Origin of the sequence: Hymenobacter sp. HSC-4F20 (genome assembly GCF_019599275.1) — a bacterium.
In the GTDB taxonomy this organism is placed as follows: domain Bacteria; phylum Bacteroidota; class Bacteroidia; order Cytophagales; family Hymenobacteraceae; genus Hymenobacter.
In genome coordinates this window covers 676,238-690,498 of the sequence record NZ_JAHZTD010000002.1, presented here as the reverse complement: position 1 = coordinate 690,498, position 14,261 = coordinate 676,238, and the positions used below count along the sequence as shown (strand labels likewise).

General features: G+C 59.4%; 9 protein-coding genes. 3 read left to right on the top strand and 6 right to left on the bottom strand.

The genetic code is table 11. The features are described from left to right. Nucleotides 1-17 precede the first annotated feature (17 nt). Nucleotides 18-1,406 (bottom strand): PQQ-dependent sugar dehydrogenase, encoded by a 1,389-nt coding sequence (locus tag K3G63_RS12760; RefSeq protein ID WP_220614484.1) that lies wholly within the window; start codon nt 1,404-1,406, stop codon nt 18-20. Between the two features lie 158 nt (nt 1,407-1,564). Here K3G63_RS12760 and K3G63_RS12755 point away from each other — a divergent pair, with 158 nt between their 5' ends. Continuing rightward, nucleotides 1,565-1,999, top strand: a complete 435-nt coding sequence (locus K3G63_RS12755) for a GNAT family N-acetyltransferase (protein ID WP_220614483.1) — start codon at nt 1,565-1,567, stop codon at nt 1,997-1,999. A gap of 120 nt (nt 2,000-2,119) precedes the next feature. After that, the gene (locus K3G63_RS12750) at nt 2,120-2,767 is read left to right on the top strand and encodes a hypothetical protein (RefSeq protein WP_220614482.1); all 648 of its coding nucleotides are present in this window, start codon (nt 2,120-2,122) and stop codon (nt 2,765-2,767) included. A 57-nt stretch (nt 2,768-2,824) separates the two neighbouring features. On the opposite strand, the gene K3G63_RS12745 is transcribed toward K3G63_RS12750, so the two are convergent. The 5 genes from K3G63_RS12745 to K3G63_RS12725 form a co-directional block, all read right to left on the bottom strand. Then, on the bottom strand, nt 2,825-4,138 hold the full coding sequence (locus K3G63_RS12745) for a family 43 glycosylhydrolase (RefSeq protein ID WP_220614481.1): 1,314 nt from the start codon (nt 4,136-4,138) through the stop codon (nt 2,825-2,827). A 289-nt stretch (nt 4,139-4,427) separates the two neighbouring features. Further along, entirely contained in the window at nt 4,428-6,035 is a 1,608-nt protein-coding gene (locus K3G63_RS12740; protein WP_220614480.1) for a glycoside hydrolase 43 family protein, read from the bottom strand. Between the two features lie 24 nt (nt 6,036-6,059). Next, complete coding sequence (locus K3G63_RS12735; RefSeq protein ID WP_220614479.1) at nt 6,060-7,364, bottom strand: glycosyl hydrolase family 8; 1,305 nt, start codon at nt 7,362-7,364, stop codon at nt 6,060-6,062. Nucleotides 7,365-7,450: 86 nt separating this feature from the next. Further along, nucleotides 7,451-9,379, bottom strand: a complete 1,929-nt coding sequence (locus K3G63_RS12730) for a glycoside hydrolase family 97 protein (protein WP_220614478.1) — start codon at nt 9,377-9,379, stop codon at nt 7,451-7,453. Nucleotides 9,380-9,412: 33 nt separating this feature from the next. Next, complete coding sequence (locus K3G63_RS12725; RefSeq protein WP_220614477.1) at nt 9,413-11,098, bottom strand: glycoside hydrolase family 43 protein; 1,686 nt, start codon at nt 11,096-11,098, stop codon at nt 9,413-9,415. Between the two features lie 708 nt (nt 11,099-11,806). On the opposite strand from K3G63_RS12725, the gene K3G63_RS12720 reads away from it, so the two are divergent. Continuing rightward, entirely contained in the window at nt 11,807-14,260 is a 2,454-nt protein-coding gene (locus tag K3G63_RS12720) for a prolyl oligopeptidase family serine peptidase (protein WP_220614476.1), read from the top strand. Nucleotide 14,261 lies beyond the last annotated feature (1 nt).

Here is a 14,261-nt window from a genome sequence, read left to right as displayed (position 1 = left end):
TCGGCCAGCCGGCTTTCTTACTCCACTACCAGTCGCTGCGTACCCAGGTCCGACTTTACCGAATAGAAGCCGGGTTGCAGGCCTTGCAGGGGTAGGGAAATGCTGGCTTGCCCGGCCCCGAACTGCGTGCTGCGCACCTGCCGGCCCAGGGCATCATGGATGTTCACAGTCACAGCAGAGGTAGTAGGAGTGGGGCGTTGCAGAGTTACGGTATGCCGGGCGGGGTTAGGCCACAGGTTTAGCTGGCCGCGGTGGCTGGCAGTGGTAGCCGTAGGAATGAAAGCCCGATTTTCCAGCACCAGGATTCGGTCGTCGGAGGCGCCGGGGGTAGCGCGGCCGTCGCGGTTGCTGGTGCTCACGTACACCCGCCCCTGCGGCGAAACGCAGAGGGCGCGGAGTCGCCCGAAGCTGGTGAGGGTAAAAACGCCCGTTCCGGCCGTGGTGCCCGCAGCATCCAGCGGAATCTGGGTAAGCTTATTGCCGCGTAGTGTGGCCGCCAGCAAGCTGTTGCGCCAGCCCGGAATAGCCGGGTGGTCGTAGTAAGTAAGGCCCGCTACCCCCACGGTAGGAGCCCAGGTAAAAATGGGCTGCCGCACATTATTGGTTGTGCAGAATGTTTGCTCATCGGCCAGGTTACACAGTCCTTCCACGGTAGGCCAGCCGTAGTTGCGGTTGGGCTCAAGGATGTTGACTTCATCTTCGGCATTCTCGCCGTGCTCAGAACTGTAGATGCGGCCATTGGCGGCGCGAACTAAGCCTTGGGGATTGCGGTGCCCGAAAGAGTAGGTAGGGTTGCCGGCTACCGGATTATCGGCCGGAATTGTACCATCCAGGTTCAGGCGCAGCACTTTGCCATTAACCGAGCTCAGGTCCTGGGCAGTTGGGCGGTTCTGGGCGTCGCCGGTGGTCATGAGCAGAGTACGGTCGGGCAGAATAAGCAGGCGCGAGCCGCTGTGGGTGCTCACGGCCGGAATATTGCCCAGCAGCACCTGCGGACTGCCCAGCGTGCCGTTGGCATAGGTCAGGCGTACCAGCTTCTCTTTATAGCCGTTGTCGTTGTAGTTGTACACCACATACACGTAGGGCGAGGTAGCAAAATCTGGGTGTAGGGCCATGCCCAGCAGACCGCCTTCGGAGGAAGTCACCACGTCGGGCAGGGTAGTGAGTACCGTTACCTGGCCCGAGGTTGGGTCCACGCGGCTGATGCGGCCGCCGCGCTCTGTCATCCAGATAAAGTTGTCGGGCCCCCACACCAGCTCCCACGGCACCTGCAGGCCCGTGGTTAGCTCCGATACGGTTACGGTGGTAGCGCCTACCGAAAACGTGGTCAGGGCCGGGGCAGTTTGCGCCGCGGCGCTGGTTGCCAGAAAAATGCTGCCGATAAAAACTGCGTTAAGGTGCTTCATAGCCAGCTGCTTAGAGGGTGATAGAGTAGAAGCATTAACGTAAGCGCAGTGCTTTCGGATGGATAAGACTGGTAGTTTTGTCGCAACCTTCGTTCTTCGCATGAATCCGGCTTCCTGCTGCGCCGGCTTTGCCCGCCGTCTCCTTTAGTTTGCCTCCTATGTACACTGTCAGTACTGACCCCAGCCGCCTCGATATTCCCCTGATTCATCGGTACTTGGCCGAGGGCTCTTACTGGGCTACCAACATTCCGCTGGAAACTGTGGAGCGGGCCCTGGCTAACTCCCTCTGCTTTGGCGTATATGGGCCCGATGGTAGCCAAGTGGCCTTTGCGCGCGTCATTACCGACCGGGCTACCTTTGCCTGGCTCTGCGACGTGTTTGTGCTACCCGAGTTTCAGGGACAGGGCATCAGCAAGCAGCTTATGCAGGAAGTCTGGAGCCACCCCGACATCCGGGATGTGCGCCGGCAGATGTTGGCTACCCTCGATGCCCACGGCCTCTACCAGCAGTTCGGCTTTATACCCCTGACCAACCCTGAGCGGTATATGGAGGTAAAGCGGAGTAACCCGTATGGTGTGCCCACAGCCAACTAGGTGCGGGCTACGGATCTTAGGCAGTTACTGAAACTGCGTGAGCGAGTAGCCAAGCCTGACTTTATCTTTTTTGCTGCCAAGCACTTAGTGTATCCTTTCTATTCGCTTCGATTCCCGGTTATGAATACCACCCTGGCTGCTCGCTGGCAGCGCCTTACTACCTCATTAGTACCCGACGAAGGTATCCGCCGGGCTACGTACCAGCAACTGGAAACGGCTTACAGTGCTTCCGACCGTCATTACCACGCCCTGCCCCACATCCGCGCTCTACTCGATGCCGTTAGCCGGAACCTTGCGCTAGTGCAAGACCGGGAAGTAGTAGAGCTGGCCATCTGGTTTCATGATGCCATATACAGCACCCTGCGCGACGATAACGAAGCCCGGAGTGCTGCTCTGGCCCTGGAGTTTCTGCAGCACACAAATTTCTCGCCGGAGCGTCGCCAGCGCGTAGCCTACCTCATTGAGCGTACCAAAGACCACACCCAGCCCCAGCCCGCCGACCCTGATCTGCACTTCTTCCTCGACGCCGACTTGCAAATTCTGGGCTCCCCGGAAGCCGATTACTGGCAGTACGCCCGCCAGGTGCGCCAGGAGTACCGCCTCGTTCCTGATTTCATGTACCGCCGTGGCCGCCGCAAGGTGCTGGAAAAGCTGCTTACCGTTCCAGTCCTTTATCAAACCCTTGCCTTCCGGGAACGGCTTGATGCGCAGGCCCGCCGCAACCTGCAGGCCGAACTGAAGGCCTGGGAAAGTGGCACAGGCCTGTAACAGGTGCAGGCAGCAGCAGGTAAGTGATGGTGTACTACCCTACCTGCTCTTGCTCATTTAGTTGAATTTCACCCAGTCAATTTCAACGGGCGTGGTGGTTTTGGCTGATACCACCAGCGTGTGCGTGCCGGGTTTAAAGGCAGATAGGGGGGCTTTCACCTCTTGCCAGCGGCTTCCCTTCGGTACAGCAACCTGGGCTAGCACGGGGCCGGTAGCTCCATCAACCCTGATCTGCACCGTGGCTCCGGCTGCGGCTGTTACGCGCATGGTCACCGTCCGGAGGGGCTTCGTGCCAAAGGCTACCCCATTGTATCGCACCCAACCCTGGCTGCCATTGAATACCGTCTTCCAACCCTGAAACTTGTTGGCCGTATCCAGGAAGGCAATGGAAGCACCGCCGGGGCTGAGCTGGCTGTAACGGTCCAGCTGAATTTTCTGTCGGGCGTCCGTTAGGCCTACACCGCGCAGGGTCGGCACTACTTTTCGGATGGCGCCATTCGGCTCGAAGAACAGGCTGTCGAGCCGCACGGAACGGTTTTTATCGAAAGCGGGCGACAGATCATTGTGGTGGTAGAACAGGTACCACTGATTTTTGAACGGAAGAATAGAGTGGTGATTAGTCCAGCAGCCCGTCGGCGACTCGTCCATGATAACGCCCTGGACTTTGAACGGTCCGAGGGGGGTAGGGCTGGTGGCGTATTCGAGGCGCTCGGTTTTGTTGGCTACGTGCGGGTAGGTCAGGTAATACGTGCCTTTGCGCTCAAACACGTAGGGTCCCTCCTTCAGGCCTTGCGTGGGTAGCTCGCCCAGCACCTGTGGCTCGGAAGCCAGTTCCAGCATATTTTCCTTGAGCTTGGCCCCGTAAATATGCCCCTCCGACCAGTACAGGTAGGCCTGCCCATCCTTGTCAATCAGCACGTTGGGGTCGATGCCTCGCACCCCTTTTATGGGCAGCGGCTGTGGCACGAAGGGGCCGGTAGGGCTGTCGGATACGGCTACGCCAATGGTGAACCCCTTTACCTGGGTAGTGTCTTTGGGGGTAGTAGGAAAGTAGAAATAGTACTTGCCGTTGCGGTACATGCAGTCCGGCGCCCACATGCTGTAGCTGTCGGGCTTTACCCAGGGTACCTTGTTTTGCGTGACGATAACGCCGTGGTCGGTCCAGTCGGTGAGGTTGGCGGAAGAAAACACATGGTAGTCCTCCATGACAAACCAGCCAGCGCGCCCGTGCCCTGGCGTAGCTCGAATATCGTGCGACGGATACACGTACACCTTATCCCCGAATACGCGCGCCGTAGGGTCGGCCGTAAACTGGTTGGTGATAAACGGGTTTTGCGCCCAGGCAGTGCTCCCAACCAGGCAAGCAAGCACACTCAGAAAATAAGGTAGTCTACGAAGTATCATGAGGTTATTTTCGGTAGTGGAGGTAATCAGGTAGGACTTATAAAGCCTGTAAAGAAGAGGCCCTACCCATCGTAGTGTGCTGAGCCTCTCAAAGCAGTAATACAATAAGCTTAGAGTTTAGCTCCCCTCCTCAGATGAGGAGGGGTTGGGGGTGGTTGATGGGGTAGGAACGACGCTAGAACTAGTTTACTGTTCAACGCGCTGGTCAACCACCCCCAACCCCTCCTCATCTGAGGAGGGGAGCTAGACTCTAGCTCTAATTTGCCACTTGAGAGAGTTTCTCGCCTGTTATCGTATTCGTAATCCAGAAGTAGTCGAAATCAGCATAGCCGCCGGGGTTCTTGGTAGCATAGTTGAAGAGCCCGAACCGGTAGCCCATGAAGTGCGGCAGGGTGTAGGCCATTTTAAGCGGTTGCCCAATCGGTTGCCACGCTTTGCCATCGAGGCTGTAGTAAAAAGTGGCTACGTCCTTACGTTCCCTAAAATCGCACTCCGCTTTGAAGTGGATTACTGACTGCGTGAGGGGTAGGCGCTGCAGTTCCACGGGCTTTTCCGATTCTGCGCTGATCATCACAATGGATTTCACGCCGTTGCGAAGCTCAACCCCCACCAGGCCGTACCTTTTTTGCAGCAAGGCGAGGCCAGCAAAATCGCCCTCCTGCAGGTGGGCTACGTTCAGGGCGGTGGTGCCGGTGCAGGTTGGCCCGATGGTACGCTGGGTTAGGGTGTTGCGAGCGAGTAGGAAGGTGGTATCGGTGCGGTCGGTTTTCAGGCGCAGGTAGCCGGGGCGGTCCGTGAGTGACCAGAGCGAATTTGCGGGGTTATGGTTCCACTGCCATACAAAGGGTAGGGCGGGTTCGCCCTTGCGCCGGGTAAACTCATCCGATGCCACCAGGCCTGGGATTAAGCCCTTGCTGGGGGGTAGGGCCAGTGTTTGGGGCACCTTACCGGCTGTGCCCAGCACGGGCCAGCCCTCGGCCCAGGTTACGGGCACCAGGTAGGGGATGCGGCCCACGGCTCCGTAGTCGCGGAACAGGTAGGAAAACCAGCGCCCGTCGGGCGTGTCAATGAGGCCACCTTGCGCTACGCCCAGATCTTGCAGCGCCACCCGGCCTTCGTAAGGCCCCGTCAGCTTATCGGCCCGGTGCACTACCACCGTGCGCATGCCGTCCTTGGGCCACACAATGTTGAAGAGGTAATACTTGCCTTTGATTTTGAAAAGCTGCGAGCCTTCCGCCTGCAGATTAATATTCGGGCCGGCTGGGGCACTGGCGTTTTCAATCAGTACCTGCTCCTTAGCGCCGGGCTTCACGGCGGAGGCATCGGCCGTGAGTTCCTGTAGCCGCAGCTTACCGGCCCCATACACCAGATACACACGGCCATCGTCATCGAAAAACAAGGAATGGTCGTGGTAGCTGGGCTTAAACGACGCGACCTTCCAGGGACCTTTCTCGATGTTCCTGGTGGAATACACGTAGGTTCTGCCGGTGGTTTGGGCGAACGTTGTAACGTAGTACGTGCCGTTGTGAAACCGCAGACTGCTGGCCCACGAGCCCCGACCGTAGGTGCTCTTGCCATTGGTAAGCGTCAGTTCATCCTGGCTGGCGAGGGTGTCATAGGCGTAGCTTACCAGGTGCCAGTTCACCAGGTCCGTAGACTTCATAATGGGCACGCCCGGACTCATGTGCATGGTCGTGCTGCTCATGTAGTAGGTCTTGCCCACCCGAATCATCGACAGGTCCGGCACGTCGGCGAAGATGATGGGGTTTTGGGCTTGCTTTACCTGCGCAGCCAGCGGCAACACGGCCGCCGACGCCAGGAGTAGTCCGAACAGGAAAGCACTTCGCTTAAGGTAGTGGGGCATAGCAAGAAGTACCGGTGCAGAGTATTAGCGCTGCTGAGGATGGATGGCCTGGTATTTTCCGCTCAGGTGCAGCAGGCTGAACAGGTACAGAATGCCGTCGTAGTACGGGTCGAAGTAGCCGTCGGCATAGGGCTCCAGCTTGGCGTTCCAGAGGGCGTGCACAAAATCCAGGTCGTTGGTGTTGCCCCGGATCAGGGAGGCCGAGGCGCTGGTAGCTACCAGCCCCAGGGAGTGCCGCAACTTCTTGACGTTGCCGGCGGGTAGGATAAAGTCGGGCCGGGAGCCATCCACGTTGAACTGATCCTCGAAGGTAGTCAGCCCCTTGCCGCGCAGGAAGCCCTGAAAGCGCTGGGCGTACTGCTCCTGCCAGGCCTTGTCCTTGCCAAACCACACGTAGTCCATGGCAATGTTCATGGGCACCCGCCAAGAGTCGTAGCGGAAGGCAGGCGGCGCCCACTTGGTTTCTCGGGGCTGCCCGCTAAACTCGGTGTAGTCGTAGTTGAGGCCCGTAGGGGCACGGCAGGCGCGGTGCAGAAACGCCCGCGACGTATCGGCGCAGGCCCGATAGAACGCCTCGTGCCCATCCTTGGCGTACTCGGCCCACACCTCCATAAAGGCCGGAACGTGGTAGGACGGATCGGTCCAGTTGTACATGTCCCCAACGGGCACAAACGTTATCTGTTTGTGCTGGGTGTTAATCAGGTTGTACACGTCGCCGGTGCCGTCCTTCTTCCACATGGCATTCAGAATGCGGCGGGCCTCCTGGTAGTAGTTGATACCAGTGGTGTTACCCCAGCGGTTAGAGGCGAAGAGCAGGCTGGTGATAAAGTACAGCTCCCCATCAGAAGCCGGCCCTTCCGAGTTACGCTTCAGTGTAGTGGGGTTGATGCTCCAGGCAAAATACCCTTCCAAGGGGCCGCTTTGGTGCTGCAGATACTTTTTCGACCAGCGCCACAGCCGGTCGAACTCGCCTTTCTTGTTCAGCTGCACGGCTATCATCATGCCGTACGAGAGGCCTTCGGTGCGGGCGTCGTGGTTTTTCAGGTCCGATACGTAGGCCATCGAATCGCCTACCTCGAAGTACACCTTGTTGGGGCCCTTGAAAAGCGCCTGATACGTTTGAGTTATCTTCTGGTCGATGTCGGCCTGCTTGTAACCCGCTTCCCGAAATAAGTTGGGGTACTTGCCGGTGTAAAACGCCCCTTTCGGGCTGGCAGGAGCTGGCTTGCGCGTGCGCTGGGCGGCCGCGCTGCCCAGGCCCGCGTACAGCAGGCCCAGCAGCAACAGGCTAACTCGGCTAAGGTGAGGGAAAGAGAAGCGTGTTTTCATAGAGTCGGGGTACCCGGGCCTCCGTGCGGCGCTTCGCACAGGTTGCCCGCTGGGTGAGGGGTAGGAGGAAAATGCTGGCCGGCGGCTTAAGGATGCACCACGAAGCCACCCTGAGCGGGCAGCGTCACGCTGATGGTATTGCCCACCACGGCCCGCGTACTAAAGCTGCGGTTGGTGTTTCCGTCGGTGATGAGCGTGCCGCGTTGCAGGCCTAGCTTGCTGAGGTCAACCTGAATGGTTTTGGGCGCGTCGGTTGAGTTGATGCCGGCCACGTACCAGGCACCGCCGGGTGCCTGCCGGGCCAGCACCACGTACTCGCCAGGGAAACCGTCAAGCAGCTTCACATCGGCCCAACGCGGCGGCAGCTTCTTCACGAAATCCTGCACGTAGGCCGGCTGCGCGGCCATGCCTTCAGGTACCTCGGCGTAGTGCTGAATACCCGACTGGAACAGCACCGACAAGGCTAGCTCAAACGCATTGGACGTGCGGCGCTCTTTGCCCCGTATCTCCGAAAACGCCATGGGCGTGAAGTCCATCGGGCCCACGGCGTTGCGGGTGAAGGGCAGCGTGGCGCAGTGGGTGGCCTCCTGGTCGGTGTTACGCTGGTCGAAGGTCAGGAACTCGAAGCCCTTCACGGCTTCCATGGTCATCAGGTTGGGGTAGGTGCGGTTCCAGCCCCGCGGAATGGTAGTGCCGTGAAAATTCACCAGCAGACCGGCTTGCGCGGCATCGACGAGCAAGTCCTGGTAGTAGTTCATGAACGACTGCCCATCGCCTCCGAAGAAGTCAATTTTCACCCCGGCTACCCCCATCTGCTTGATGCGGGCAAACTCCTTGCGCCGGCTTTCGGGCTCAAACAGCACGTTGGTGGGCGTTTGCGGGGCCTCGTTCCAGCGACCGTTGGAGTTGTACCACACCAGCAGGCCTACGTTTTTGGAGCGCGCGTATTGGGCCAGCTCCTGGGTTTTGTCGTAGCCGATCTGCTTGTCCCAGAGGGCATCGACCAGGCAGTAGCGCCAGCCCATGTTGGCGGCGTAGTCGATGAAGCGGCGCTGCACGTCGTAGGTGGTATTTTGGTCACCCATCAGCACCCACGACCACGACGATTTGCCGGGCCCCTCCGTGAGCACCGGCGTGGTAGCCGGCGCGCTCAGGTCCGTTGTCAAGGTCGATTCGACGATGGGCGCCAGGGAATTGCCTACTACTACCACACGCCAAGGCGTGCTCCACGGCAGGCGGCTTTCGGGCAGCAAAGCTGCATCGGGCGTGGTTTTTTCGGGCGGCTGCGGGAAGGCAATGCCGTACTCCGCGTCGGGCGACTCGTGGGCTAGGTGGGTGCCGGCATAGGTGCGGCCCATGCCAGCCTCGGTCAGCAGCACCCAGTGCCCGTTGGTTTGAAACAAGGCCGGGAATGACCAGCCCTGCCCGATAGTAGAGGGCGTGCCGGCCGCTATACCACGCTGGTAATTTTCCTCGTACGAGGGCTGGGTGTTGGCAAACCCGGTCTGGGCTTTGGCGTGCGGATGTAGCCAGCCCTTGGCTCCGGCCGGCAGGTGAAACGTGGTGCTTTCGGCCGTGATGCGCTGCACCTCCTGGCTCGGGCCTTCCAGCACGTACTGAAACGCTACTCCATCGTTCGATACCTGAAACACCACGCTAAGCTGCGGCGCTCCGGCGGCCCCGGCGAAGTGCAGCACCCGTCGGTTGGCCCGGTAGTGGCAGTTCGCGCGCTTGTCGGTAGTTAGCTGGTAGTCGTCGGTTACGGTGGTTTGCTTGTCGGCTTTCGTGAGTTCGAGGCCCTGGGTGAGGTCGGCGCCAGCGAGGCGGAGCCCCAGGTGGGAGGGTCGTAGCAACTCAGTCCGGCGGTAGCGCACGGCGTAGGTAGGCTGTCCCTGAGCGGTTACATCTACTGTCACCTGCACGTCCCCATTGGGACTTTTGATACGGATGGGCTTAGCGGCTTGGGCTGCGGCGAGGGGTAGTACCAGCAAGCAAAGCAGTGGGAGAAAGCGCATAGAAAAAGAAGGTAGGAGCTGGCAAACCGCGGATTATTTCTTGTACATGGGGTCGTGCCCTTCGTACTTCAGCCACTTGAAGGAGGCCGTATTGGTAGTGGGCTGCCCGGCCGAGGTGCCGTACATGCCGTATAGGCAGCCAATGAAGCCGCCCGCTACCTGCGTGCTCAGGAAGCGCGCATCCACCTTGTCTTTCAGCAGCGTGTAGTTCTTTCCGTCCTCCGAGAAGCGGAAGCTGTAGGTGTCGCCATCGGCATTGATGCGCAACTGCACCTTGCCGGCTGCTGCTTTCAGGGGCGCTTTGGCCAGCAGCTCGGTCTTCTTCGCGTCGGCTGTGCTCTTGAGCAGCTGCACGACTGGCTTGCCGTTCTCTACCGACTTGCAGAGGTAGTAGAAATGCTTTTCATCCTGAAAAATGACCAGGCCGGCCGTTTCGTTTTCGGTCTTGGCGGCAAACGTCAGCTCAGTTTCGGCGCTGCCGTACATGTGCTGCTGCCGCTTGCCCACGAAGGCCGGGTTGCCAGTTTCGGCCACTGTCTCGGGCTTCAATTTTAGGGTTAGTCCTTTGGCCTTGCTCAGCGAAAAGCTGGTGCTGTCTACGGTGCGCATAAACAAGAGCGCGGGGTCGAGCTGCTTCTCGAAAGTGAGCGTGTAGCTGAAGTTGCCGCTCTGGGGCCGGGCATCCTTTTGCTTGACTTCCGGGAACTTGGCGGGGTAGGAATATTGCACGCCGTTCGGGCCAGGTACCGTAACCGGCCACTCGTCTTTCCACTCTACGGGCACAATAAACGTTTCGCGGCCAGTATTGTAGAAGTTGTCCTCGTAGGGACGCACAGCCAGAAAAATGGCGTAGGTCTTGCCATCGGGCCCGTCTACAAACTGCGCGTGCCCGGCCGAGGTAATAGGGTCTTTGCGGTCTTTGGGCAACTCACGCTGCGAGAGGATGGGGTTTTTCTCGTAGGGCACAAACGGACCTAGGGGCGCTTTGCTGCGGAACACTACCTCGGTGTGGTTGACCGAGGTGCCACCTTCGGCCGCGTAGAGGTAGTACCAGTTGCCGCGCTTCATCAGGTGTGGTCCTTCAATCCAGACGGGCTTCTTGCTCAAATCCACCCCGCCGTTGACCACTATGTTGGCCTCGCCTACCGTCTGCAGCTTTACGGGGTCCAGCTCGATTATCTTAATGGAGCGGTGGCCGTCGTAGAGGGGCTTATTGTCGGGCGGGTCGCTGTTGTAGATGACGTAGGCCTTGTCGCCCTCAAAGTACAGGGAAGGGTCGATGCCCTTTACCTCCGGCAGGAAAATGGGGTCGCTCCAGGGGCCAGCCGGATTTTTGGCCGTCACTACAAAGTTGCCCTTGTGGTCGATTAGGGTGCAGGTGACGTAAAACGTGCCGTTGTGGTGCTCTATGGCCGGGGCAAACAAGCCGCGGGTCATCCGGTCGCCCAGGAAGTTCATTTGGGAAGGCCGGCTGATAACGTTGCCGATTTGCTTCCAGTTTTTGAGGTCTTTGCTGTGAAAGACCGGAATACCGGGAAAGTAGGAGAAGGTAGAATTAACCAGGTAATAATCAGTGCCGACCCTGATAACGCTGGGGTCGGGGTGGAAGCCCGTCAGAATGGGATTGATCAACTCAATCGATTGTGCAGACAGCACAAAGCTGCGGAGCAGCAGTGCCAGCAGGAAGGCAAAGAATGTTTTCAGTTGCGGTAGTCGCATGCGGAGGAAGGGTGGTGAATGTTCTGCAATGTTTAAGCAAGTTGCCCGGCAATACCAAAGATTAATTTACAGGGCTACATAGCAGCTACTCCCTGGCTCTGATGCCTTTGCAGTATACTCACATTACTTTCGCCTTAGCGAGCGGCGAAAGGCGGAAACAGGAAAGCTCATTCGGAACTGCTGCGTACGTTGCGGCCTTCCATTTCCTGCCCTTGCTTCATGCTGAACCGTTACGTACTGCACTCCGGATATCAACCGATACTGTTGCCCAAAAGGGTAGCAGGCGAGCTACTGGCTGCAATGGGCGCCTGCTGAACCCGCGCCAGTTGTAGGCGATATAAGGAGACCGGCAGGCTTCAAAATCGATGAGCAAGTGTGTAATCAAGGATGGCGATGAACACACTTCCTATTTGATTGCTAAAACCACTATGCGAGCTGCGCACTTTTACGCCCTGGAGTAGTAGGAGAGCAGTGCGCAGGAAAAGATGAGAAGCGACAGCAGGCAATTCAGGCCAGGAATACGCTCTACATGCCCTGCTCCGCGAAGCTCGGTAGTAACATAAGCTTCCTGTACCTGGTCGGACGGGCCAGGTGATGAGGCAGCAAGTTGGTTGCATACCCCGGGGAATGCAACGCCGGCCGCCCGGCTATGTCCATTAGCTGCCGCTGCGTAAGTTGCGGCCAGACATCTTTCCTACCCCCGCTTTCATGTTGAAGCTTTCCATACTGCCGCTGGGTGCGGCCCTGGCGTTGCTACCCTACGCAACTCACGCCCAGCAGCTCGCCCCCCTGACCGTTGAGAAAATCATGCGCGACCCGGCCCAGTGGCTGGGCAGCTCACCGAGCAACGTCTCCTGGGCAGAAGATGGCAAAACCATCTACTTTACCTGGAACCCCGAAAAAGCCCGCCGCGACTCTCTTTACCGCCTTTCGCCTACCGGTGGTACCCCGCGTAAAGTGAGCCTGCGGGAACAGCAGAGCCTGCCCACCACGGCCGGCGAATATGACCAGCGCTACTCCCGCAAAGTGTATGAGAAGGACGGCGACATCTATCTGCTCGACCTGAAAACCCAGCGCGTGCGGCGCGTAACCAGCACGGCCGAGCGGGAAACCGATGCCCAGTTTGCCCTGCAGGGCCGCGTTATCAGCTACACCCGCGCCGGCAACCTCTTCACCTGGGACCCCGCCACCGGCGAAACCGTGCAGCGCACCGACTTCCGCCGGGGCAGCAAGCCCGCCTCGGGCGAACCCACGGATAAGTCGGAGAAGTTTCTGAAGGCCCAGCAGTTGGCCCTGTTTGAAGTATTGCGCGGGAAGGAGCAGGATGCCAAGGCCCGGCAGCGCCAGCAGAAAGCCCTGGCCAAGCTGCGCCCCAAAGCCATTTGGCTGGGCCAGCAGACGGTGCAGAACCTGCGCCTCTCGCCCGATGGCCGCTACGTGACCTATACGCTGGTGCAGGAGCCGGCTAATGAAAAAGTGGCCCTGGTGCCCAACTTCGTTACAGCTTCCGGCTTCACCGAGGATATCAGCACCCGCACCAAGGTAGGGGCGGCCCAAACCGCGTATCAGCTGGGGCTCTATGATGTGGGCCGGGATACCACGTTTGTGCTGGGTTATAAGGAGTTGAAGGGGCTTGATGAGCAACCCGCCTACCGCAAGGAATACCAGCTGCAGGCCAAAGCGCCTACCCCCGCCGACACGGCCAAGGCCGCCGGTGCCAAAAAGGACAAGCCTGCCACCGAAGTGCGCCGCGTGATTCCCTTCGGACCGTTCTGGTCCGATAACGGCCAGCATGCTTTCCTGGTCATCCGCAGCACCGATAACAAGGACCGGTGGATTGTGGCCTTGGACCCGGCTACCCAAAAAATCCGCCTCCTGGACCGCCAGCACGACGACGCCTGGATTAACGGCCCGGGCATTGGCTACGACGAAGGCAACGTGGGCTGGCTGCCCGATAACCGCCGCATCTGGTTTCAGAGCGAGGAAACCGGCTTCAGCCACCTCTACACCGCCGACATCACCTCCGGCCAGAAAAAAGCCCTGACCAATGGCCGCTGGGAAGTGCAGAAGGCCCAGCTCAGCCGCGACCGGAAAATCTGGTACCTGACGGCCAACAAAACCCACCCCGGAGAGCAGCACTTCTACCGCATGCCCCTGGAAGGCGGCTCGATGACCCAGATTACTACCTTGTCCGGGGCCAGTGAAGTCACGCTTTCCCCCGACGAGAAGACGCTGGCCGTGCGTTATAGTGCTTCCAACAAGCCCTGGGAGCTGTTCGTGATGGACAATAAACCCGGGGCCAAAATGCGCCAGCTTACCCACAGCACTACCTCCGAGTTTGAGAGCTACCCCTGGCGCGCCCCCGAAGTCATCAGCTACAAGGCCCGCGACGGCGCCGATGTGTATGCCCGCCTCTACCGCCCGGCTAATGCCGTGGCCCAGGGCCCGGCCGTGATTTTCGTGCACGGAGCCGGCTACCTCCAGAACGCGCATAAGTGGTGGAGCACCTACTTCCGGGAGTACATGTTCCACAACTTGCTGGCCGACAAGGGCTACACGGTGCTCGATATCGACTACCGGGGCTCGGCCGGCTACGGCCGCGACGTGCGCACGGGCATTTACCGCTACATGGGCGGCAAAGACCTCACCGACCAGGTAGACGGGGCCAAGCTGCTGACCGAAAAGTACGGCGTCAGCCCCCAGCGCATTGGGATTTATGGCGGCTCCTACGGCGGCTTTATTACCCTGATGGCCATGTTCACCCAGCCCGACGTGTTCCAGGCCGGAGCTGCCCTGCGCTCCGTTACCGACTGGGCCCACTACAACCACGGCTACACCGATAATATCCTCAACGAGCCCTACAATGACTCCATTGCCTACGCCCGGTCCTCGCCCATCAACTACGCCGCCGGCCTGAAAGGGCACCTGCTCATGTGCCACGGCATGGTCGATACGAACGTGCACTTCCAGGACATCGTGCGCCTGAGTCAGCGCCTCATCGAGTTGAAAAAGGACAACTGGGAGCTGGCCGTGTATCCCGTCGAGGACCACGGCTTCGTGGAGCCCAGTTCCTGGACCGACGAGTACAAGCGCATTCTGAAGCTGTTTGAAACCAACTTGAACCCCGCTGCTCCCGCTGCCGGCACCACGGGCGGACAGTAGC

Bases quoted from the DNA above. Each gene is read 5' to 3' on its own strand.
- K3G63_RS12760 (WP_220614484.1), bottom strand. From the start codon at position 1,406: ATGAAGCACCTTAACGCAGTTTTTATCGGCAGCATTTTTCTGGCAACC.
- K3G63_RS12755 (WP_220614483.1), top strand. From the start codon at position 1,565: ATGTACACTGTCAGTACTGACCCCAGCCGCCTCGATATTCCCCTGATT.
- K3G63_RS12750 (WP_220614482.1), top strand. From the start codon at position 2,120: ATGAATACCACCCTGGCTGCTCGCTGGCAGCGCCTTACTACCTCATTA.
- K3G63_RS12740 (WP_220614480.1), bottom strand. From the start codon at position 6,035: ATGCCCCACTACCTTAAGCGAAGTGCTTTCCTGTTCGGACTACTCCTG.
- K3G63_RS12735 (WP_220614479.1), bottom strand. From the start codon at position 7,364: ATGAAAACACGCTTCTCTTTCCCTCACCTTAGCCGAGTTAGCCTGTTG.
- K3G63_RS12730 (WP_220614478.1), bottom strand. From the start codon at position 9,379: ATGCGCTTTCTCCCACTGCTTTGCTTGCTGGTACTACCCCTCGCCGCA.
- K3G63_RS12725 (WP_220614477.1), bottom strand. From the start codon at position 11,098: ATGCGACTACCGCAACTGAAAACATTCTTTGCCTTCCTGCTGGCACTG.
- K3G63_RS12720 (WP_220614476.1), top strand. From the start codon at position 11,807: ATGTTGAAGCTTTCCATACTGCCGCTGGGTGCGGCCCTGGCGTTGCTA.